Below are 21,152 nucleotides of genomic sequence, written 5' to 3'. Positions count from 1 at the left end.
ATGTTGTCCCAGTCTGCGGTTTATTTACTGCAAACTTAGGAGACGCAGTGGACTACGCCCCCTGGATTTGGCAGTAAATAAACTGTGAAGTGGGGCGGCATATTGCGGCAATGCATTTTCAAACACGCTCTATATCTATATAAAATACTTTTGCCTGATTTGTCAGAACATCTCTGTTCTTATAGTCAAACAGCACAAACTTACCGTCCATCTTTTCCAGATGGGTCATTTTTCGTATCTGTCTCTTGTCATAATGCTCATATCCCTTGAGATACCGGTGTTCTATTGCCTCTCTGTCGTAAAATACGGCGGCCTCCTCTTTTCCAAGAGCGGGACCCCCGGCAAAATCGGGACGGTTCTTAACATTATCCCTAAGGTATAAATCAACCGTCAGGGCTTTCCTGTATTGATCTGCATGTTTCCCATCGTGTGCCAGGGCAAACCGATAAAGAATCTCATACCTCATAATTCTTGAATGGTTGAGCATATGAAGCGAATTGTCTTCATAGTACCGGCTGAGTTCTTCATACAGGGTAAAGCTGTCCATGAATACGCGTTCCAGCAAAGATAATGTATTCTGGAACTGTCCGCTGTTATAATGCACTTCCACCATCTCCTCAATCCCCTTGAGACGGAGGATGTCGTCAAAAGACATCCATTTTGTAGACAGCACTTCAAAAGGCGGCCTGTCCTGGTATTGAAGCTCATACTCTCCTGCATGCTCCTGCATACACGATCCCTTCAATACCTTCAAAAATCCCAGCTGCAGCTGCTCGGGCCGCAGTGCATAAACTTCGTTAAAAGAATGCCTGAAGCTGTGATAGTCCTCGAAGGGAAGTCCGGCGATCAGATCCAGATGCTGATGCACGTTTCCACCCGACCGGATCCGGCTGACCACCCGTTTCACTTCTTCAAACTTCATGACTCGCCTGATCTCCCGGATCGTATCCGGATTCACCGACTGCACGCCGATTTCCAGCTGGATCAGCCCCGGTCGCATCGTTTCAATGAGCCTCAGTTCTTCTTCACTTAAGAGGTCTGCTGCCACTTCAAAATGAAAATTTGTCTTCCCTTTATCATGAGCCGCGATATAAGACCACACGGCCATGGCATGATCATGCCGGCAGTTAAAGGTTCTGTCCACAAATTTTACCTGCGGTATCTCTGCGTCAATAAACTGCTGCAGTTCCTTTTTCACCAGGGAAAGATCCCTAAATCGAAGGGCTTTATCGATAGAAGAAAGACAGTAGCTGCAGGAAAACGGACAGCCTCTGCTGGATTCATAATAGATGATCTTATTTTTAAATTCATCCATATCCTGATAGACAAACGGAACCCGGCTGAGATCTATCACCGGACGCCATGGGTTTTCCACAATCTCCGCCTGTTCCGTGGAGCTTTCTGCGGCGCCGCCATCCCTGCGGTAAACAATCCCCATCACATCCTCCAGGTTATGCCGTTTACCATGATAATAATGAAGCAGTTCCAGAAATGTTTCTTCCCCTTCCCCTCGCATAATACCAGCCAGCTGTGGATAACAATCCAGCATCTGTGCCGCATTGTAGGAAACCTCCGGGCCGCCAAGCCAGATACTTATGGCGGGCAGTACCTTTTTAATCTCAACCACAATCTGTTTTACATAACTGATATTCCAGAGATAGCAGGAAAGGCACAGAATATCCGGCTTCTGCCTGTAAAGATCCGCCAAAATATCATCGATTCTCTGGTTAATGGTATACTCTTTAATATGAATCTCCCGTGCATACTCTGTTGCAAAGCTCTTCAGGCTGTAAACCGCCAGATTGGAATGTATATATTTTGCATTGATTGCTGCTAATAAAACCTTCATAAAAATTCATATCTCCATTTTTAAGGCCTGTTGTATCTGTTCGAGGACGGGAACAGATGTTGGCTTATACTAGTACATCGTACAATAATTAACTGCCACATAAGCCGACCTAAATTTACGATGTATTAGATACACCAGACCCATGATTTTCGTGCAAAACGCAGCAAAATTTCTATCAGCCACGTCTTAAAGGCTAATTTTACTATATTTTTTGCTTATAGTAAATAAAAACTCGGCTAATCCGTTGACATTTCGGCAAAAACAGGGTAAAATTAAGACTCGTGCAGCCGGGGTGTTAGCGGTACCTTGTACCTGCAATCCGCTATAGCAGGGGTGATATTACGCAGAGGGTGCTGATTTGCAGAGCTGCCCTTGGAAAGTGGCGTTGAGATCTGGGTCTTACGCGACGGGAATCTGTGAACCGTGTCAGGTCGGGAACGAAGCAGCACTAAGCAGAATCTTCCGGGTGCCGTGAGGGTGCCTGGGTTGAGTTAACTGCCGAGGTAACGTCTGTGGAGATGCATTCGAAGCGTAATGCACGAAAAAAAGATAATTCTGACATAATGAGATAAAAGATAACGCTTAATAAATGGCTGAACTTTGTAGGAATATTTTGTGTTCCTGCAGGGGACAGCCATTTTAAATATATCATCGTCACTATTCTTAACCAGATAATATAAATCGGGATTTAGTTGACAGGCTTCAGTCCTGTCGACGGACGGGGACGCTTCATGACAGGGAGGCCGGGGAGGCGCTGGGGCTGTATATGCCGTTGCGATATGCCCCCGTGCTGCTAAGTGTTTCTAGAACAGCCGCTGCCGGCTAGGCGGGTACGCTGAACACATCACGGGAAATCTGATGATTTCCCGCGCTGGGTTCAGCAAACACTTGATTCGGAGATCAAGTGTTTCCCCGCCTATCCGGCAGCGGCTGTTCAAGAAACACTAAGCGCACTCCAGCATTTCGCAACGGCATATACAGCCCCAGCGCCTCCCCGGCCTCCCTGTCATAAAGCTGGCTCATCCAATCGGCAGGAAAACCCGCCAACCGGGTGGGATCCCGGACCAGGGCAGCGGATGTGGATTGGCTATGCGTGTCTTTTCATCTTCAAGATGTGTATTGAATTATTTTGATACTGGAACCGTATCCCCTTGCTTTTGTACACCTACTAGGGACATAAAAGTACCACCAATTCTATATCCATACGCTGACCCCCGCTTGAGGCCCCACCTTAGTTACGAGTCCTTTTCCTGCCGGTTGGATGCGTCAGCTCCATGAAGGGATAGCCGAAAGCCTCCCGGAGAACATCCATGTCCTTTCAAAAACGCTCAAAGCGAACCTTAGAAATTCTTGGTGGGAAACAGCCCTGAAAATGGAGAGATTTTTGGATTCCGAATCCAAAAATCAGCTGACCCAGCGCGAGAAATCATCGGATTTCTCGTGATGTGTCAGTGGTGCTCCATTTTCAGGGCTGTTTCCCGCCTAGAATTTCTTAGGTCCGCGGCCGCGTTTTTGAAAGGACATGGATGTTCTCCGGGAGGTTTTCGGCTATCCCTTTATGGAGCGTCCCCATCCGTGCCGCGACTAAAGCGCGTCACTAACTCCCGATTATATATCTGCTTACTACAAAGGCATGCCTGCTATGGTATCCAATATCATTTGCATAGGCTGCGTAATGTATTTATTTTCATGCAGTACTGCCAGCATTTTATTTTCCATTTCCATCCCCTCCAATTGGATCAGGCGTAACTTTTTCTCCGAAACAGGGGCTGTCAATAAACACGCGGGCAAAATGGCCACGCCCAGGCCCGCTTCTGCCGCTTTAACAAGTGCAAAAGAGTTTACGCTTTCCCATCTGGGATAGGCCTTTTGGTTTGCAAGTGACAGTGTACTGTCAAAAGTATCCCGTACCGCACTGCCCTTCTCCCGCAGTAATAGCGGCAATTTGCACAACTGGCGGGGTGATACTGCCCGGTCAGGAAGTGGAAAATCAGGAGCGCACACGGCGCACAGCTTATAACTGCCCAATAAAATGGTCCGAAATGCTCCCTGTGGCTCAACGCCTTCCCAAAAGGCAATATCCGCTTCCCCGTTTTGTAGAATCTCCATTGCCGAATTGGCACTTGCTACGCGCACATTCACCTGAAGTTCCGGAAGTACGGCTTTCAAACGGTTTAAAATCTGGGGCAGGTGAAAAGATGCAATGGTGATACTGGACACAATATTTACAGGCGTGCATTCTTCTAAACGGCTGATCCGCTGATCCAGGCTGCGGCAGGAGGCCAGTATATTCCGCGCCTCTTTCAGCAGCATTGTACCGCAGCTCGTCAGGCATACGCCCCGCGGCAGACGGTCAAACAGTGCTGTCCCGGCCTGCTGTTCCAGTTCTGCTATCGCGTGTGATACCGCAGATTGTGTGAGGTGCAGTTTTTTTGCTGCACCTGTAAAAGTTCCGGTCTGTTCAACTGCTTCTATAATTTCTAGATGCCGTATGTTCATAGGCTCTTCTCCTGACATGAATAAATTTTATGTATTGTATATAATTATATCATTTTACAGATGCCTCAACAAGAACTATAATGGGAGACACAGAGAGGAGGGGCATGATGGAGCATCCCAAGAAACAAACATATTTCTGGCTTTTGGCAGTCAACCTGTTTATCAGCAGTTTTACTTTCGGCGGCGGCTATGTGGTTGTACCTATGGTCCGCCGTTATTTTGTAACCCAGAAACAGTATTTTACGGAGGAGGAACTGGTGGGTATGGCAGCTGTGGCACAGTCGACTCCCGGGGCGATTGCCATTAATTTGTCTGCGCTGGCGGGATACCGGGTCGCAGGAACTCTGGGCGCAGCCATCAGCTGCATTGCCGCCGTCATACCGCCCCTTGTTATACTGGGACTGGTATCGGCATTTTATACCGCTTTTATCTCAAACGCTGTTGTTGCAGCGGTGTTAAAAGGGATGCAGGCGGGCGTGGCCGCACTGATTGTAGATCTGATCATCGACATGTGCGCTTTGATCCTGAAGGAGCGGTCCTGGTTTTTATCTGCCATGATACCTGCAGCCTTTTTGGCAAACTTTGTGCTCGGTATCAATGTGGCTCTGATACTGGTTGTCTGCTGCTTTTTATGTGTGATACGGGTGTTCTGGGAAAAGAGGAAGATAAAATGACGACAATCTGGAATTTATTTATTACATTTTTCAAAATCGGCCTGCTCAGTATTGGAGGCGGTTATGCAATCATTCCTTTAATTCAGGAGCAGGTGGTAAATCAGGCCGGATGGATCAGTGAAAAGCTCTTTACGGACATTATTACAATCTCACAGATGACCCCGGGCCCGCTGGCCGTTAATACCTCTACCTTTGTCGGCCTGCAGATCGGAGGGATTGGAGGCGCGGCAGCAGCTACAATCGGCTGTGTAATATGCGGAGTAGCTATTTCTTTATTTTTATACCGCTTTTTTCAGAAACACCGGAGTTCTACCTATATTTTTGAAATATTAAACGGACTGAAGTCAGCGTCTTTAGGCCTGATTATCTCGGCGTCAGCTACAATTATACTACTCGCGTTTTTTGGCACCAGCACATTTCATTTAAGTTCCATGTTCTCGAAAATTAACTGGATCGCAGTTCTCCTATTTTTTGTGATGCTTTTGATACTGCGCAGGCGGAAGATGAATCCGATTCTGATTATGGTCATAAGTGGTGCTGCGGGGGTGGTATTTTATTTGTAATATGAGGTATAATTTGAAATAAGATCAAGCGAAATCCGCTTTCAGAAAGGATGGAATATATTATGCAAAAATTGTACTATGGCGGAAATATCATCGCGATGACAGGGGAACACAATATGCCGGAGGCACTGCTTGTCACAGATGAAAAAATTGCATACGCAGGCCCGAAAGCCGGGGCAGAGAAGCTGACAGGCCCGGATACCGAATATATTGACCTGAATGGAAAGACTCTGATGCCTGCCTTTCTGGACGGACACGGACATGTCTCAATGGCAGCGCAGATGGCCTTAAATGCCGATCTGAGCGGCTGCGGCAGCTATCAGGATATCATCAATACCTTAAAGCAATATATTGAGGCGAGGCACATTTCAGAAAATGATGTCGTCGTCGGTTTCGGCTATGACCACAATTTCCTGAAAGAAGGAGGGCATCCCACCAGACAGATTCTGGATCAGGTATCTGAACGTATCCCCATCTATGTATCCCATGCTTCCGGCCATATGGGCTGCGCAAACAGTGCTGCTTTGAAGCTTGCAGGGATCGGCAGCAATACTGCAGATCCCCAGGGCGGTGTCATCGGCAAGATCCCCGGAACCAAAGAGCCGGACGGATATCTGGAAGAAGCCGCAATGATAGAGCTGCAGAAACTACTCTCCGTTCATATGAAGATGGATCTCATGAAAGGCCTCAGGATCGTACAGCAGGAATACCTGAAATACGGAATCACAACCGTTCAGGACGGCGCCAGCAGCACAGACGCAGTTCAGTTCATGAAAAAAGCATGTGATGAGGGCGCTTTTGTACTCGATGTCGTATCCTATCCGGTTATGAGCGAAGCTGATCCGGGCCAGCTCTTTATCGAGTATCCGGAGTGTGACCGGAAGTACAATAACCATTTTAAGCTAGGAGGTTACAAAACCGTGCTGGACGGTTCACCCCAGGGGAAATCGGCATGGCTGACAAAGCCCTATGAAAACAGCGGAGACTACTGTGCATATCCATGGTTCACAGATGAAACCGTAACCGGGTTTATGGAACAGGCTTTGAGGGACCGAAAACAAATCCTGGTGCACTGCAATGGAGATGCGGCGGGTGATCAGTTTTTGAAAGCCTATGAGAAAGCGTTGAAGAAGATACCTGAGGCTGCTGATGCAGATCTCCGGCCTGTTATGATCCACTGCCAGACGGCAAGGGATGATCAACTGGACAAAATGGCGGATTTGAAGATGATCCCCTCCATTTTTGTGGGGCATGTCTATTACTGGGGCGATATTCACAAAAAGAATCTGGGCGATACCCGCGGCAGACGAATCAGCCCTTGTAAATCAGCGCTGGACAGAGGGCTGGTTCTGAATTTTCACCAGGATACGCCGGTTACGAAGCCGGATATGATGCACTCCGTATGGGCCGCGGTAAACAGGATTACGCGCGGCGGGGAAGTCCTGGGCCCGGAACAGAGGATTGGGGTGTATGATGCATTGAAGGCAATCACCATTAACACGGCATACGCCTATCACGAGGAACAGGAAAAAGGTACGCTGGAGGCCGGAAAACTGGCAGACCTTGTTATTCTCGATAAAAATCCGCTGAAAACAGACAAAATGAAACTGAAAGACATCGTGGTTCTGGAAACGATGAAAGAAGGAAAAACCCTGTACAAAAAGTAATGGAAGGGCAGGCTTGCCCTAGAGCGTGTCTGAAAATTCATTGCCGCAAACTGGGACAACATCTTGCAGCAAGCAATTTTCAGACACGCTCTGGCTGTTACTTTTATTTGGCCCTCATCTTCTTTTGCTTTTCCCGCAGTTCCTTAAAAAACTGCTTCATCATCGTACTGCACTCTTCTTCCAGCACCCCCGTCGTAAGCTCTGCCTGGTGGTTAAATTCCTGCATGTCCAGCAGGTTGAGAATGGATCCCGCACAGCCTGCCTTGGGATTCATGCATCCAACTACCACGCGCTGCACCCTGGCCTGGATTATCGCGCCGGAGCACATCTGGCATGGCTCCAGGGTGACATACAGGGTGCATTCCTCCAGCCGCCAGTCATTCAGCTTTTTGCTGGCCTTTCGTATCGCAGTCAGTTCCGCATGGGCCAGAGGGTTCTTGTCGATCGTACGCCTGTTATAGCCCCGTCCTATGATTTTATCCCGATATACAATCACACATCCGATCGGAACCTCCTCCAGGGCATATGCCTTTTTTGCCTGCCTGATAGCTTCTTTCATATATTTTTCGTCTGCTTTCATAATCATCCCTCCACCCCCGTGCACTGTCTGATTGATATACAGCTTAATATCCAGCCTAAATTTCAATGTGCCGGTACACTAATTTTTCCCTTTTGATATAATTTACCACAAATAGTGTTCTTTTTCAAAACCTCTCTGAATAAATTAGATTGAAAGAAAGACAAGACCAGAGGTGTATTATGAATCCCGGTATCTGTTATATTTATGAATACAATAATAATCAAAAACTGCGTAATGCAGGCTTTATAAAATTAATCCAGCATTACCAGTCCTGTGTACTGCAGGTCAATGTCAGAGGAATTCCGGTGCAGACCGGCAGCACAGTCAAGCTGTATGCATTCTGCAGGCAGAATTCAAAATTTATTTCCAGTCAGGTCGACGAGATCATCTGCGGGGATAAATGTATCTCTGCAAGATTCACCATTTCAGACACCACTTTCCCGGAAGGCAGGCCCCTGGAGCAGATAGACGGCTTTTTCCTGAAAACGGACTCCGGCCAGTATTATACCGCCGCCGCAGATGGAGCAGACTTTGATACCCGCGAAATCGAACTGTGGAAAAAAACCGGAGACAGCACAGCCGCAGTATTGGAAGAGCCTGCGCCCTCCGAAGTACCCTCCCCGGAGTCAGCGGACGAAGGACCCGCCGTGAGCACCAGAGCCGGGGCCGGTTTACCTGACGTCATCGATGAAGAAGCACAGGCGGAGTCACAAAGCCTCTCCGAAAGCGAGGAAAGCGCAGACGCATATAATGACCCTGAAAATCTTATGTATTCTGATACTTTTCACGAGTCTGAGGCTGATATCTCCACGGATACATTCCGTGGCTACGATGACGATCTGTACTTTGATTCATTCAGCGGTTCTGATGTCGATATATCCTCAGATGCATCGTACAGAGCTGATACGGATGTTATGTCAGATGCACAAACCTCTTCTGAATCAGATATATCCCCTGATGCACTCACCTCTCCTTCTGAAGAAGATGTGACCCGTAATACACGTCTTTCTTCTGATGAAGAAGTCAGGCCACGAAGTTCACTTCCCCCTTCTGATGAGGAAGTCAGAACTCGAAGTTCACTTCTTCCTTCTGATGAGGATGATATAACCCGAAGGGCATTTCCCCCTTCTGATGAAGACGAAATAACCAGAAATACACTCCCTTCCTCTGAAACGGATATACCTCCCTCAGAATTCAATCACACTGAGGAGATAATAAATACCCCGGCGAAGCCAGAAGATACTGCCATGTCTGATGATAATGCAGCCCAGACAGATACCCCCGCCGGCGAAATCCGAACAGAGTCATATGACTCCGGGGAAGAAGAAACACAAACCGGCCCCACAGCCAGGAAAATACAGCGTTCCGATCTCTCGATTCTCCCCCGCCGCTGCTGGAACCTTGCGAATAACAGTTTTCTCCTCCATGGATATCACAATTATAACCACCTTCTACTGGTTGAAGAAGATGGCCGTTACTGGCTGGGAGTCCCTGCTATTTACTCTCCAAGGGAAGCCCGGGCTGCGGAACTGTTCGGTTTCCCGCAGTTCACCAAGACCTATGTAGACCAGCTGGAACTGGATGAAGACGAAAAAGCACCCACTCCTGATTTTGGGCACTTCTGCCGGTTTATCAAATAGTGTCTCCGGCAGACTCAATTAATTCAAATGCACTAAAGCGTACTTGCAGCGAGGCGCGCGTCATACTGTACATGATGCGCGCCTCTGCCAGTTCATCGCTGTATTGATGCCTGCGCTTCTTCAAAAAGAATGATCCGGGTGAGCCTGTACCGGCAGCCGGATCGCACTGTCATTCGCGCCCCCATCCCCCTAAACAAGCCCGTTCATTTCCTGATACAACCGTTTGGCATAGCTGTCCGTCATCCCGCATACATAATCCGTGACAAGCAGCAGACGAAGATACAGCTTCTCCGCCTCACTCTTTCCTTCTGCCTGCAGTCTGTATGCATTCTTATAATTATCCGAGATAAAGGACACCACCCTGCTGTCGATAGATCCAAGCGGCCGGTCTGTATCGTAATACAGTACCGCATGAACCAGCTTATCCATCAGGAAATCCAGAATTACTGCCTCCGTTACCTCCATCTTATAGATCGCCCTGGATGCAAATACATAACGGTAAGCCATATCACCAAGCAGATCCATCAGATCCTGTCCAAAGGTTCCATAGAACAGGTCCTCTTTAAAAGTCCCTTCCATGATCTCGTCATAATGGGATGTAAATCCAGAAGTTGCGCAGCTGATCAGATATCCCTGCACCCTCACAATCCAGTTCTTCACAGCGTAGGACTCCGGATGACTTACACCTTTTTCTTTGCCTCTTTCATAGAGGGTGCGGAGTTTGTCAAGCGGTTGGAAATTGACATTATTTTGTTTCTTCTGCAATATTTCCAACTCTTTTTCCAAGTCATAAAACGTTATAAATCCCTTTACATAGGCATCTTCAATATCTGCCGTCTTATAGGCCAGGTCATCTGCCGCCTCCAGGATGTAGGTAAGGGGATGTCTGGACGTGCCGGCCCCTGTTTCTTTTGAGATCTCCTCAAATACAGCCTGATCCGCATAATAATAGCCCATCTTTTTATCCTTGATATTGCCCGTGGCAGGGTCGATTCCTGTGGATGGAACCGGATATTTCACGATGGTGTTCAAAAGCGCATATGTCAGGTTCATTCCGTGCTCATCCACCAGATAATGCAGCTTCGTCACAAGACGCAGAGCCTGGGCGTTTCCCTCAAAATGATAGAAGTCCTCTCTCATCTGCGGCGTCAGCATCTCTTCCACCGATCTACCAAAACAAGTGAGATCCGGAAGGTTACGGATAAACCATTCCCGAATCGCGTTTTCTCCAAAATGCCCGAAGGGCGGATTTCCTATATCGTGAATAAGCCCCGCACACTGGAGGATATTGCAGATATCCTCCTTCATGGGGGCCGTGAATCCGGGATCTTTATTCGTTGTTAATATATTTTCTCCAATGTTCTGCCCCAGAGACTTTCCCAGTGAGGATACCTCAAGGGAATGTGTCAGCCTGGTGCGGATAAAGTCACTTTTATCCAGTGGGAATACCTGTGTCTTATCCTGCAGGCGCCGAAATGAAGCGCTCCCGATAATCCTGTGATAGTCCTTTTCAAATTCGCTTCTCAGATCCGTTGAACCATTCCGCCGGTTCCACACGCCGCCCCGCATCCGTTTTGCCGATAATAATGTATCCCACTCCATAACGCACCCTCCTTATTTTCGATACTAGTCAAGATAAATCGGAGGTTCATATTCTTTGCCAAGCAGTGCTTTCTTGCGTTCCTGATACCCTAAAAAAGCCCACTCGGTCATATCTGTCCATTTATGTGTAGATCGATCATAAACCTGCACATATCCGATTCTGCTCGGATGCATGCGCACACTGTTGGTCTGATATTCACGCCCGGTGTAGGGATTCACCTCGCCCAGTTCCCTGTCCTCTTCTACATCATCGTGTTTGATAACCGGCTCGAAATCCTCGGGCTCTTCCTCGTCCTGAACGGGTGGATCAGTCTTCTCTTCTTTCTGCGGCACAGATTCTTCCGCAGGGGCCGGATTTCCTTTCTTCCTGAGGAAAATACCGCCGGTGCGGAACTTTTCCTTCTTCTCCGTCTTGACTTCTTTTTTCTGTTCTAACTCTTCTTTTATTGTCTCAATCGGCTCACCGGCCTGAACATTCTCCTCTAATTCAGAAAGTTCCTCATGGATCTCATAGAGTTCACCGATCGTCATATCTACTTCTTCAGTCTCACTTTCATCCCCAATGGCTGATTCAGCTGCCGCAGCAATACCAGCAGCCTGTCCTTGAGCGCTTTCCGCTTCTATTACGCCTGTCAGGCCGGCATCCGGTGCTGTCTCTTCAATATCTTCCGCATCGTCTTCATCCAGTATATCATCAGTTTCCCGCATACCTTCCTCTGATGCTAATGCGTGTTTTCTCTCCGCTGCCTTCTGTTGGCGTTTCTTCTCCAGCTTCCTCCACTCCTTTTCCGTTGGAACGGATTCTCCTGATTCGGTTACAGCTGTCGCAGCCGCAGGAGTTTCTCTTGAAAGTATACTTAAATGGAAAGGACAGCCCAGAATATTTGCAATTGTGCGCATGTCCTGTTCCTGAAAATTATCTCTTCCCAGACGCTGGGTCAGATTCTGCCTGGACATCTTCTTACCGGTACGTTCCTCGATTATCTCTGCCAGTTCCTTAATAGTCATGCCTTTACGGCCAAGAATAATTTTGACTTGTTCTCCAAATGTAAGGTCTTCCATGATCTTCCTCCTTATTAATTGTGATACTGTATTGTATTATACCCTGATGGATAGAAACATAATAGTTGCTTCATAAACCCATCATTTTCCCTTTTTCCATTTTAGCAAATACATACGGGGACGTCAATGTTCAATTTATGTGATAGGATGGAGGGGGACGCTGGAAAACAGGGAAGTCTGGCGACTGGGGGGAGTCTCTATGCCATTTTAAAAATCCGCGCCGTCTGCGTAAGAGGCCCTAAAGGGAAAAACATAGAAAATGGCGGTACAGCGGCATGCAGCCCGAAATTTGATAATTTCGGGCCTTAGGCCGCTTCAGGATTTGACGTGAAACGTCAAATCCTGCCCACCATTTTCTATGTTTTTTCCTTAAGGGCCTCTAACGCAGACTTTTAGGACTTTTAAAATGGCATAGAGACTCCCCCAGTCGCCAGACTTCCCTGTTTTCCAGCTGGTGCATCCAATCGGTTGGTAATATGCGTACATTGGGAGGCGTCGAGACGGCAGCAGCGTATTAATTCGATTGGTGGAGCTTAAAAGTGCAGGGAGGTTGTAAAACATTTGTTTTACAACCTGAAGTTGAAATCTGCATATGCGGTTGAACCATGCTCATGTACATCCAGACCTTCGGTTTCTTCGGTCTTGTTAACCCGCAGTCCTATTGTTTTGTTTATGATTGTAAAGATGATGAATGCCATGATACCTACAAAGGCTATGACGGATGCTACGCCTATCAGCTGTGTTACTACTGAATAATCTGGTGAGAATACGCCTGTCAGGATTGTGCCGAGCGCACCGCATACGCCGTGTACGCTGATTGCCCCCACCGGGTCATCGATCTTTGCTGCTTTATCAAAGAATTCTACTGAAAATACTACCACGATACCGGCTATTGCACCGATTATGATTGCTGACCAGTTGCTGACTGTATCACAGCCCGCTGTAATTGCCACGAGACCCGCCAGAGATCCGTTGAAGGTCATAGACACATCCGGCTTTCCATATCTGAGCCAAGTTACGGTCATTGCCAGAAGTGTGGCTGCGGCTGCTGCAAGGTTTGTCGTCATGGCAATATCTCCGAGGTTCGTAGTTGCGGCTGTTGTGGAACCGCAGTTGAAACCAAACCAGCAGAACCACAGGATAAAGACACCAAGCGCTGCAATCGGCAGGTTATGTCCGGGTATGGCTCTGACTTTTCCTTCTTTGTCATACTTTCCGATACGAGGACCCAGTATTTTTGCCCCGACCAGTGCGCAGATACCGCCGACCATATGTACCGCCGCGGAACCGGCAAAATCATGGAATCCCAGCTCTGCCAGCCATCCGCCTCCCCAGATCCAGTGTCCGGAAACCGGGTAAATAAAGATACTGATCGCCGCACTGTATGCAAGGTAAGCAGCAAACTTGGTCCGCTCTGCCATGGAACCGGAAACGATTGTGGCTGCGGTTGCACAGAACACCGTATGGAAGATCATGAATACGCCTACTGGCAGGCCGTTCATTAAGCCATCTGCATCTGCCAGAGAAACCGGATTGAAGAATCCTCTGATTCCTATGATGCCGTTCCAGTCCGTACCATGCATAATTGCAAATCCAAAAATAAAGAAAAACAGACTTCCCAGTACAAAGTCCATCATATTTTTCATCAGAATATTTCCCGTGTTCTTTGCTCGTGTAAATCCTGCCTCACACATGGCAAATCCCGCCTGCATAAAGTAAACCAAAAATGCCCCCAGCATCGTCCACATGATATTAATCAGCAGGGATACCGCCTCACTTGATTCCATACCGCCTGCAATTAAATCTGCTAATCCCATAATGACTCCTCCTTCTCATTTTGCAGCCCGGACTGCTCACGTGCCGGGCATATAAAAAGGAGATACCTGTAACGAAACACATCCCTATGTTTCTTACAGCTATCCCCTTTGATAACAATTTTTCATTCCTGCCTGTAGTTTAGAGAGCATCGTGTCCGCGCTCCCCGGTTCTGATCCTGACCGCATCCTGTACTTCGTAAACAAATATCTTTCCGTCTCCGTATGTACCCGTCTGAATTTCTGAGACAACTTTTTCAATGATTTCTTCGGCCGTCTCAGGCTCAACGATTGTTTCTACCTTGATCTTCGGAAGCAGATTTACACGATATTCTGCACCGCGGTATATCTTCCTGTGTCCTTTCTGATTGCCGTATCCCATGATATTTGTAATCATAAGTCCGTTAGCAGAACAGCTGTCGAGAATTGTTTTCAAGTCTTCCAGCTTCTCCGGCTGAATAATAATTTCGAGTTTCTTCATATTATGACCTCCTTTTAATATAACAAAGCGGGCAAGCCCACCTCAGATCTCCACCCCCTCACTCATGAGGGGCTTGCACACTTTGGCGCCGCCGCGATGCCGCTTTGCGGCTATATACCTTATCGCGGAATGTGCATCCCCCGGAGGGTTTTGTATAATAGGACAGTGCAAAGCACTGTCCTATTATACAAAAAGGGCGTCTTCCCTGTGGAAAACGCCCTCGTTTTGATATAACTTATTATACTCGCGCAGATTTGAAAGTCAAATATTATTTTATAATAAATTTATATTTGTTAAAAATGTCATTATTTTCCCTTCAGCAGAAGAAAAGATCTCTTATTTGCACGAAATTACTTGACACCCAGGTATTCCTCCAGTGTGATCCCCTTCTCTTTGATCTCTTTCGCCGCCTCTTTCCCTACATAGCGGTAATGCCACGGCTCATATATGATACCGGTTATATCCGCTTTTTCCGGAGGATAACGAAGTATAAATCCATATTTATAACAGTTTTCCGCCAGCCATTTGGACTCAGCCGTATCCGCCTGTTTCTCGTCCAGGTTCTGATACTCCTCGGATGTAATGTCAAGTGACAGCCCGGTCGCGTGCTCGCTGTATCCCGGCACTGCAACAGATTTCTTCGTTTCATTGTAAGCATCCAGTAAACTGCTTCCCTGGTTGACCCAGTTCTGCATAGTCTCATTAAAAACGGTCTTCTGATCTTCGTAGGAACGGTAAGCGGAACAGATATACATCTTAAGTCCGCCCGCCTGGGCATCCTCCAGCATCTGCTTCGTATCTTCGACAATCCGTGAATCTACTGAACGCCCCTCTATAACCTCTGCTAATTCAGGCTGGTATTCCTGGTCCAGCGGATAATCGTCATTTACCAGCACAAGCTCCCAATTCTCTGGTTCCTCCTTGGACAGAACAGCCGCAGCCTCCACAGATTTCTGTTGTTTCAGCTTTGACTGCAGATCTTTATTCTCCGCTTTTAACTTCTCGTGCGTTTTAGCCATGGTATCTTCTTTCTTGTCTAATGCCTTACTGGCCGCGGCAAATGTCAGCGCCATTCCAAGCACTGCGCCGCACACTGCACCCAATATGAGCGCTTTTTTTATCTTCCGGTTCATCTTCATAATTTAAACTCCATCCGTAGTTCAGAATCAATTTCGTCGTCAGTGGAACAGACTGCTATTTTACAGGGACACCCAGGCAGCACGTATTCCCGGTAATAATAGTCCCGCGGAAAACGTTCCGGCTTCTCAAGCAGTACAGGCGGCGAGGAAAGCCGGATCTCGAAACTCGACATATCCAGCGCCATTCCCTCCCTGGTGGCCTTCATAAAACTTTCCTTCAGCACCCAGAACCTGTAAAACATATCCCTCTGCAGTTTTTGATTGTCCTCCCTCAAAATTGCCTCGTACTCCGATGGGCAGAAAAACCTTTTTGCCACCTTCAGATCCGCCTCTTTGACAGTCTCAATGTCACATCCCACCTGAGTTTGCTCATTACATTCCATATCAACAGAACACAGCACATAATCCCCCGAATGCGAGAGATTAAATGCTGCTTTTTCTGTAATTCTGTATTTCTTTCGTATCTTTTCCAGCAATATCCAGGCTCCTGCGCTCTGTGCCCTGTCCTTTTGGAATCGCAGCCTGTCCGCCTTTTCTTTTCTAAAAGCCGGAAGCGTATCGTAATATCTCCGGTATCTTTGCTCCTCATATAAAGGGCGGATATCCGAAAGCCACGTCCTGATCATAGATATGCCTGCTTTCTAATTCTTCAAATAGCGCACTTCAAAAGTGTCTATCGTAATCGGTTTATTGAACAAAGTCCCCTGTGCATAATCACATCCCAACTCTTTTAATACATTCAGCTGATCCTGTGTTTCCACCCCTGCGGCCGCCACATGGACACCGAGCTGCCTGCATACATCAATCACTGCCTTTGCCACAATCTGGCTGCGGCTGTTTCCGACAATGTTAGCCACCAGGCTCCGATCCAGCTTCAGACCATCAAATTCCATAATAGATAGAATGGCAAAACTGGAATCCTTTGCGCCAAAATGATCCAGAATGACTCGTACGTTTTCCTTCCTGATCTTGTTGCTTGTCTCTGCAAGCATCTCCTGATTCATATCTGTGTAGGATTCGGAAACTTCCACTTCCAGATATTCACAGGAAACATGGTACTTCTCTACCAGGGCAAGCATCTTCTCCGCAACGCTCTCCTGCCGCAGAGTTGCACCGGCAAAATTCACGGACACAGGCAGCATCGGCATATCATCCAGCTCCCATCTCCTCAGTGTCTTGCAGACCTCCTCGAATACATACAGATCCAGATGATGAGACAGCTTTGTCTCCTCCAGCAGTGTAATGTATTTGCCCGGGTCCACAATGCCCAGATCCTTGTGGTGATAACGTACGACTGCTTCGGCTCCCACCACTTCCTCCGTCAGAACATCTACCTTGGGGACAAAACACACAATAAAATTCCCCTGTTCTATATCCTCCAGAAGATCCTGCTTAATAATCGGCTCATGATGGCCTTTCTTCAGGTTCTTATAATACTTCTGCTTCTCTTCCCGCATCATGCCCTCGGCATGTGCCACAAGGCTGTCCACATCAATGTCTACCTTTTCCCAGGCATATCCCATCGTAGTCAGGCCCAGGCTGATATTCTCCAGCTTGCTGTGTGCACCATGTACATTTTTCATGAAGTCCTCATAATCCACGTTCTCCATGATTGCCAGGTATTCGTCCCCCGTCAGGCGGAATACCATAGCGCCTCTGAAGTACTCCTCCAGGACTTCCCCGACACGAATGACCACCTCGTCCCCATACTCACGCCCGAACTCTTTATTAAAGTTCTTCAGGCCGTTGATGTCTACGGACAGCGCCCCCAGTGACTTCAGTTCTTCCTGCTTCACTTCCGCCAGATAGCCGACAAAACTGTTCCGGTTCAAAAGCCCGGTCAGGTCATCGTGATAGCTGAGGTATTCCTGCTGCTTCTGCATTTTCTGCAGGACAATCGCCTGTGAAATATATGGGATCACCGCACGCATAAGTGAAAGGTCGCACCCGCCCCGGTGTACGCCCACCGCAGCCAGAACCGCCACCACCTCATCATCCAGCGGCTGGAATACACTATAATCAGCCTCGGTAGTGTCCGTAATCTCCTGGCGCAACCACTTGGGCATCTGATCCGCATCCAGCATCTTAATGCGGTCCCTCTGCCATGGAACGTTTTCCGCACACCATTCATAGATCGTGATGATATCGTCATCCTCTTTTTCTATATAATAAACATATTCGGAATCATAATAATCACGTATGGTGCCCAGTACGTCATTCATGATTTCTATTATAGAACGCTGTCTATATTTCTCACTCATGGACTTCTCTCCCCTGATCTTACAGTACTGCTTTGTGTATGTTTTGGTGATTAGAATGCCTGAAACCTGCGCAATGCAGTACTTGATAACTATTAGCTTTTATGCACTGTAGTTTTGGTAACGTACAGATATAAATATTGTAGTATAATCTCTCATAAAAAGCAAGATGCGATGAGGGAATAAATTTGGGGCCAAATTTTTCCTACCGACCGGATGCGTCAGCCGAAAAACCGGGAAGCCAGTCCCACACGGGGAGCATCTATGCCATTTTAAAGGTCCTAGAGTTTACGTTAGAGGCCCTTAAGGAAAAAACACAGAAAATGGTGGGCAGAATTTGACGTCTCACGTCAAAGTCTGAAGCGGCATGCAGCCCAAAATTATCAAATTTCGGGCTGCATGCCGCTGGACCTCCATTTTCTGCGTTTTTTCCTTTAGGGCCTCTTACGTAAACGGTGTGGACTTTTAAAATGGCATAGATGCTCCCCGTGTGGGGCTGGCTTCCCGGTTTTTCGGCGTCCTCATCCGTCCGCAAATCAAAAAATTGTTTACAAATTCCAGCGTTTCCCCTGGGATACTTTCAATCGGTTCATCGCCCGGGCAAGAGAAGCCTGGGTACGGTAATACTCCTGAAGACTCTGCTTCTGGCGAAGCTGCTCTTCCGCGCGCTCTTTGGCTTCCTCGGCGCGGCGCACATCGATTTCTTCGGGCCGTTCAGCGGTGTCTACCAGAATGGTGACACGGTTATTCACGACTTCTGCAAAACCTGCGCCAACGGCTATGTCAACCCAGCTGCCTTCTTCAATCTCCATCCTGGCATCGCCTACGCTGATCGCGATTACCATGTTCTCATGGTCCGGCAGAATACCCATTTTTCCGTCCGGAGCCGGAAGAATCAGTTTCCTGCAGCGTCCTATATAGAAGACTCTGTCACTTGCTATTATTTTCAGGCCAAATGTATCCATATACATACACCTCTATTCTGCCGCATTTCATGCTTTTGCTTTTTGGATCACATCATCGATCGTTCCTACATTAAAGAATGCGGACTCCGGATACTGGTCCATTTCTCCGTCCACAATCATCTTGAATCCGCGTATGGTTTCTTTCAGCGGTACATATCTGCCGAGTATTCCGGTAAACGTCTCAGCCACAAAAAATGGCTGTGATAAAAATCTTTGAATTTTTCTCGCACGCATTACCACTGCTTTATCATCATCCGAGAGTTCTTCCATTCCCAGGATTGCAATGATATCCTGCAGTTCTTTGTATTTCTGCAGGATCTCGGTCACCTGGTTTGCCACTCTGTAGTGCTCTTCGCCTACGATGTCCTCTTCCAGTATACGGGAATTGGATTCCAGCGGATCCACAGCCGGATAAATCCCCTGTTCCACGATCTTTCTGGATAATACAGTGGTCGCATCCAGATGTGCAAACGTGGTGGCCGGAGCCGGGTCCGTCAGATCATCGGCAGGTACATATACCGCCTGCACTGAAGTTACGGAACCGTTTCTGGTAGACGCGATCCGCTCCTGCAGTTCCCCCATTTCCGTGGCAAGCGTAGGCTGATAACCTACGGCCGACGGCATACGGCCAAGAAGTGCGGACACCTCCGACCCTGCCTGGGTAAAACGGAAAATATTATCTATAAACAAAAGCACATTCTGATGCTCTTCATCCCTGAAATATTCGGCCATTGTCAGCCCGGTCTCGGCCACCCGCATACGCGCTCCCGGCGGCTCGTTCATCTGCCCGAATACCAGCGCCGTCTTCTCCAGTACACCGGAAGCCTTCATCTCCGTCCACAGGTCATTTCCCTCTCGTGAACGTTCACCAACCCCGGTAAAAATAGAATACCCGCCGTGTTCTGTCGCGATATTGCGGATCAATTCCTGGATCAGGACGGTTTTTCCAACCCCGGCGCCGCCGAATAAGCCGATCTTTCCGCCCTTGGCATAAGGCGCCAGCAGGTCAATCACCTTGATTCCGGTCTCCAGAATCTCAATCACCGGGCTCTGATCCTCAAAACAGGGGGGATCCCTGTGGATAACCCATTTCTTATCGCACTGGACCGGCTCCCCATCGTCAATGGTTTCACCCAAAACATTGAATAATCTTCCCAAAGTCTGCTCTCCCACCGGAACCTTAATCCCCTCCCCGGTAGCAGTTACCTCCATATCCTTATGCAGCCCTTCGCTGGCGGCAAGCATCAGGCAGCGCACCTCGTTGTTTCCCAAGTGCTGCGCAACCTCCATAACGCACTTCTTTCCATTATTCTCAACTTCAAGTGCATCCTTAATAAAAGGAAGATTGCCGTCTTCAAATACTACGTCGACAACAGGTCCCATAACCTGTATGATTCGTCCTTCATTCATAATAGATCTCACTTCCTAAGGGGTCTGACCCCTTTGAACACCATATTCAGAATATTCTCACTTTTCTCGTTTCTGTGCGTTTGCTCCACTGCATACCTCGGTAATTTCCTGGGTAATCGCAGCCTGTCTTGCACGGTTATATAAGGTAGATAACTCTTTGATAATTCTTTCTGCACTGTCTGTGGCTGTCTGCATCGCCATCATGCGGGCATTGTGCTCGCTGGCGTATGCTTCTACCAGGCAGCCGTATATCATACCTGTGATATAGTTGGGTATGATGCTGTCCATGACGCTTTGCGCAGATGGATAGAGCTCGATTTCTTCCCGGTACATGTTCAGCGGCATGACCATATCGCTGAAGGAAGCTCTCTCCAGGGGGAGCAGCCGAACCTTCTCGGCATCTGACTTCACAGAATTCTCCATACGGGTGTATATCATGTATACTTCATCCAGCTCTCCACGTTCAAATTTGTCGATGATCGCGGACGAAATATTCCTGGCCCGGTGCATCGTCGGTTTTTGGACCGTATATTGGAAGCTGGTGTCTATTTCCACATTGTGCTTTGAAAAATAATGCCTCCCCAGTTCACCGACTACAAATAGTTTGTGTATTCCAGGCCCGCTTTGCAGTTCTTCTTCCAGCTTAATGATATTGTGGTTGTATGCCCCTGCCAGTCCCTTGTCTGCCGTAATAACAATGGAACCGATCTTCCGCTCCCCCGCCGGGATATGTTCCCTCAGGTCAAAGTACGGATGTTCGATATCAGGGACATGGCGCAGAATTCTGGAAATCTCCCCCTGCAGCCCATAGAAATACGGCTCTGTATCTTCCAGCTTCTTCTTTGCCTGTTTCATCTTGGAAGAAGAGATCATATACATCGCATTCGTAATCTTCATGGTATCCTTCACACTGTTTATACGGGTCTGTATTTCTCTGATATTTGCCATA

General features: G+C 47.8%; 16 protein-coding genes, 1 other RNA gene and 1 pseudogene. 5 read left to right on the top strand and 13 right to left on the bottom strand.

What is annotated here, in order from left to right; genetic code table 11:
* Positions 1–118 precede the first annotated feature (118 nt).
* Positions 119–1,849, bottom strand: a complete 1,731-nt coding sequence (locus BN1938_RS04735; protein ID WP_050639493.1) for a B12-binding domain-containing radical SAM protein — start codon at positions 1,847–1,849, stop codon at positions 119–121.
* A 279-nt stretch (positions 1,850–2,128) separates the two neighbouring features.
* Between BN1938_RS04735 and ffs the strand changes: the two genes are divergently transcribed.
* An RNA gene (gene ffs, locus BN1938_RS22965) (signal recognition particle sRNA large type) lies at positions 2,129–2,391 on the top strand.
* 1,081 nt (positions 2,392–3,472) lie between these two features.
* Here ffs and BN1938_RS04730 read toward each other — a convergent pair.
* On the bottom strand, positions 3,473–4,348 hold the full coding sequence (locus BN1938_RS04730) for a LysR family transcriptional regulator (RefSeq protein WP_050639492.1): 876 nt from the start codon (positions 4,346–4,348) through the stop codon (positions 3,473–3,475).
* Positions 4,349–4,455: 107 nt separating this feature from the next.
* Between BN1938_RS04730 and BN1938_RS04725 the strand changes: the two genes are divergently transcribed.
* The 3 genes from BN1938_RS04725 (at position 4,456) to BN1938_RS04715 (ending at position 7,252) form a co-directional block, all read left to right on the top strand.
* Complete coding sequence (locus BN1938_RS04725; protein ID WP_197278208.1) at positions 4,456–5,022, top strand: chromate transporter; 567 nt, start codon at positions 4,456–4,458, stop codon at positions 5,020–5,022.
* Positions 5,019–5,585, top strand: a complete 567-nt coding sequence (locus BN1938_RS04720) for a chromate transporter (protein ID WP_050639490.1) — start codon at positions 5,019–5,021, stop codon at positions 5,583–5,585. Before BN1938_RS04725 ends, BN1938_RS04720 begins: the two co-directional genes overlap by 4 nt.
* Before the next feature lie 62 nt (positions 5,586–5,647).
* The gene (locus BN1938_RS04715) at positions 5,648–7,252 is read left to right on the top strand and encodes an amidohydrolase (RefSeq protein ID WP_050639489.1); all 1,605 of its coding nucleotides are present in this window, start codon (positions 5,648–5,650) and stop codon (positions 7,250–7,252) included.
* Between the two features lie 103 nt (positions 7,253–7,355).
* Here BN1938_RS04715 and tadA read toward each other — a convergent pair whose 3' ends face one another.
* On the bottom strand, positions 7,356–7,832 hold the full coding sequence (gene tadA, locus BN1938_RS04710; RefSeq protein WP_050639488.1) for a tRNA adenosine(34) deaminase TadA: 477 nt from the start codon (positions 7,830–7,832) through the stop codon (positions 7,356–7,358).
* Between the two features lie 179 nt (positions 7,833–8,011).
* On the opposite strand from tadA, the gene BN1938_RS04705 reads away from it, so the two are divergent.
* On the top strand, positions 8,012–9,472 hold the full coding sequence (locus BN1938_RS04705) for a DUF6128 domain-containing protein (protein ID WP_050639487.1): 1,461 nt from the start codon (positions 8,012–8,014) through the stop codon (positions 9,470–9,472).
* Between the two features lie 189 nt (positions 9,473–9,661).
* On the opposite strand, the gene BN1938_RS04700 is transcribed toward BN1938_RS04705, so the two are convergent.
* From BN1938_RS04700 to atpG, 10 genes and pseudogenes are all read right to left on the bottom strand, one after another.
* Positions 9,662–11,074 (bottom strand): deoxyguanosinetriphosphate triphosphohydrolase, encoded by a 1,413-nt coding sequence (locus BN1938_RS04700; protein WP_050639486.1) that lies wholly within the window; start codon positions 11,072–11,074, stop codon positions 9,662–9,664.
* A gap of 24 nt (positions 11,075–11,098) precedes the next feature.
* Positions 11,099–12,136: a hypothetical protein gene (locus tag BN1938_RS22960; protein ID WP_082202799.1), complete on the bottom strand. Its 1,038-nt coding sequence runs from the start codon at positions 12,134–12,136 to the stop codon at positions 11,099–11,101.
* A gap of 581 nt (positions 12,137–12,717) precedes the next feature.
* Positions 12,718–13,923 (bottom strand): annotated as a pseudogene (locus BN1938_RS04685) (ammonium transporter); the annotation flags it as partial.
* Between the two features lie 169 nt (positions 13,924–14,092).
* Positions 14,093–14,431: a P-II family nitrogen regulator gene (locus BN1938_RS04680; RefSeq protein ID WP_050639484.1), complete on the bottom strand. Its 339-nt coding sequence runs from the start codon at positions 14,429–14,431 to the stop codon at positions 14,093–14,095.
* Positions 14,432–14,781: 350 nt separating this feature from the next.
* Positions 14,782–15,570, bottom strand: a complete 789-nt coding sequence (locus BN1938_RS04675; RefSeq protein WP_050639483.1) for a M15 family metallopeptidase — start codon at positions 15,568–15,570, stop codon at positions 14,782–14,784.
* Entirely contained in the window at positions 15,567–16,196 is a 630-nt protein-coding gene (locus tag BN1938_RS04670; RefSeq protein WP_050639482.1) for a 4'-phosphopantetheinyl transferase family protein, read from the bottom strand. The genes BN1938_RS04675 and BN1938_RS04670 overlap by 4 nt, the downstream gene beginning before the upstream one ends.
* 15 nt (positions 16,197–16,211) lie before the next feature.
* A complete protein-coding gene (locus BN1938_RS04665) occupies positions 16,212–17,831 on the bottom strand; it encodes an EAL domain-containing protein (protein WP_050639481.1) in 1,620 nt (539 codons plus the stop codon).
* Between the two features lie 545 nt (positions 17,832–18,376).
* Entirely contained in the window at positions 18,377–18,799 is a 423-nt protein-coding gene (gene atpC / locus BN1938_RS04660; protein WP_347562108.1) for an ATP synthase F1 subunit epsilon, read from the bottom strand.
* Positions 18,800–18,820: 21 nt separating this feature from the next.
* Positions 18,821–20,203, bottom strand: a complete 1,383-nt coding sequence (atpD, locus tag BN1938_RS04655; protein WP_050639480.1) for a F0F1 ATP synthase subunit beta — start codon at positions 20,201–20,203, stop codon at positions 18,821–18,823.
* A 57-nt stretch (positions 20,204–20,260) separates the two neighbouring features.
* Positions 20,261–21,151, bottom strand: a complete 891-nt coding sequence (gene atpG, locus BN1938_RS04650; protein ID WP_050639479.1) for an ATP synthase F1 subunit gamma — start codon at positions 21,149–21,151, stop codon at positions 20,261–20,263.
* Position 21,152 lies beyond the last annotated feature (1 nt).

Origin of the sequence: Eubacterium sp. SB2, assembly GCF_001244405.1 — a bacterium.
Classification (GTDB): Bacteria; Bacillota; Clostridia; order Lachnospirales; family Lachnospiraceae; genus Faecalicatena; species Faecalicatena contortus_B.
The sequence above is the reverse complement of the archived record's forward strand: the minus strand, read 5'-3'. Positions and strand labels throughout refer to the sequence as shown.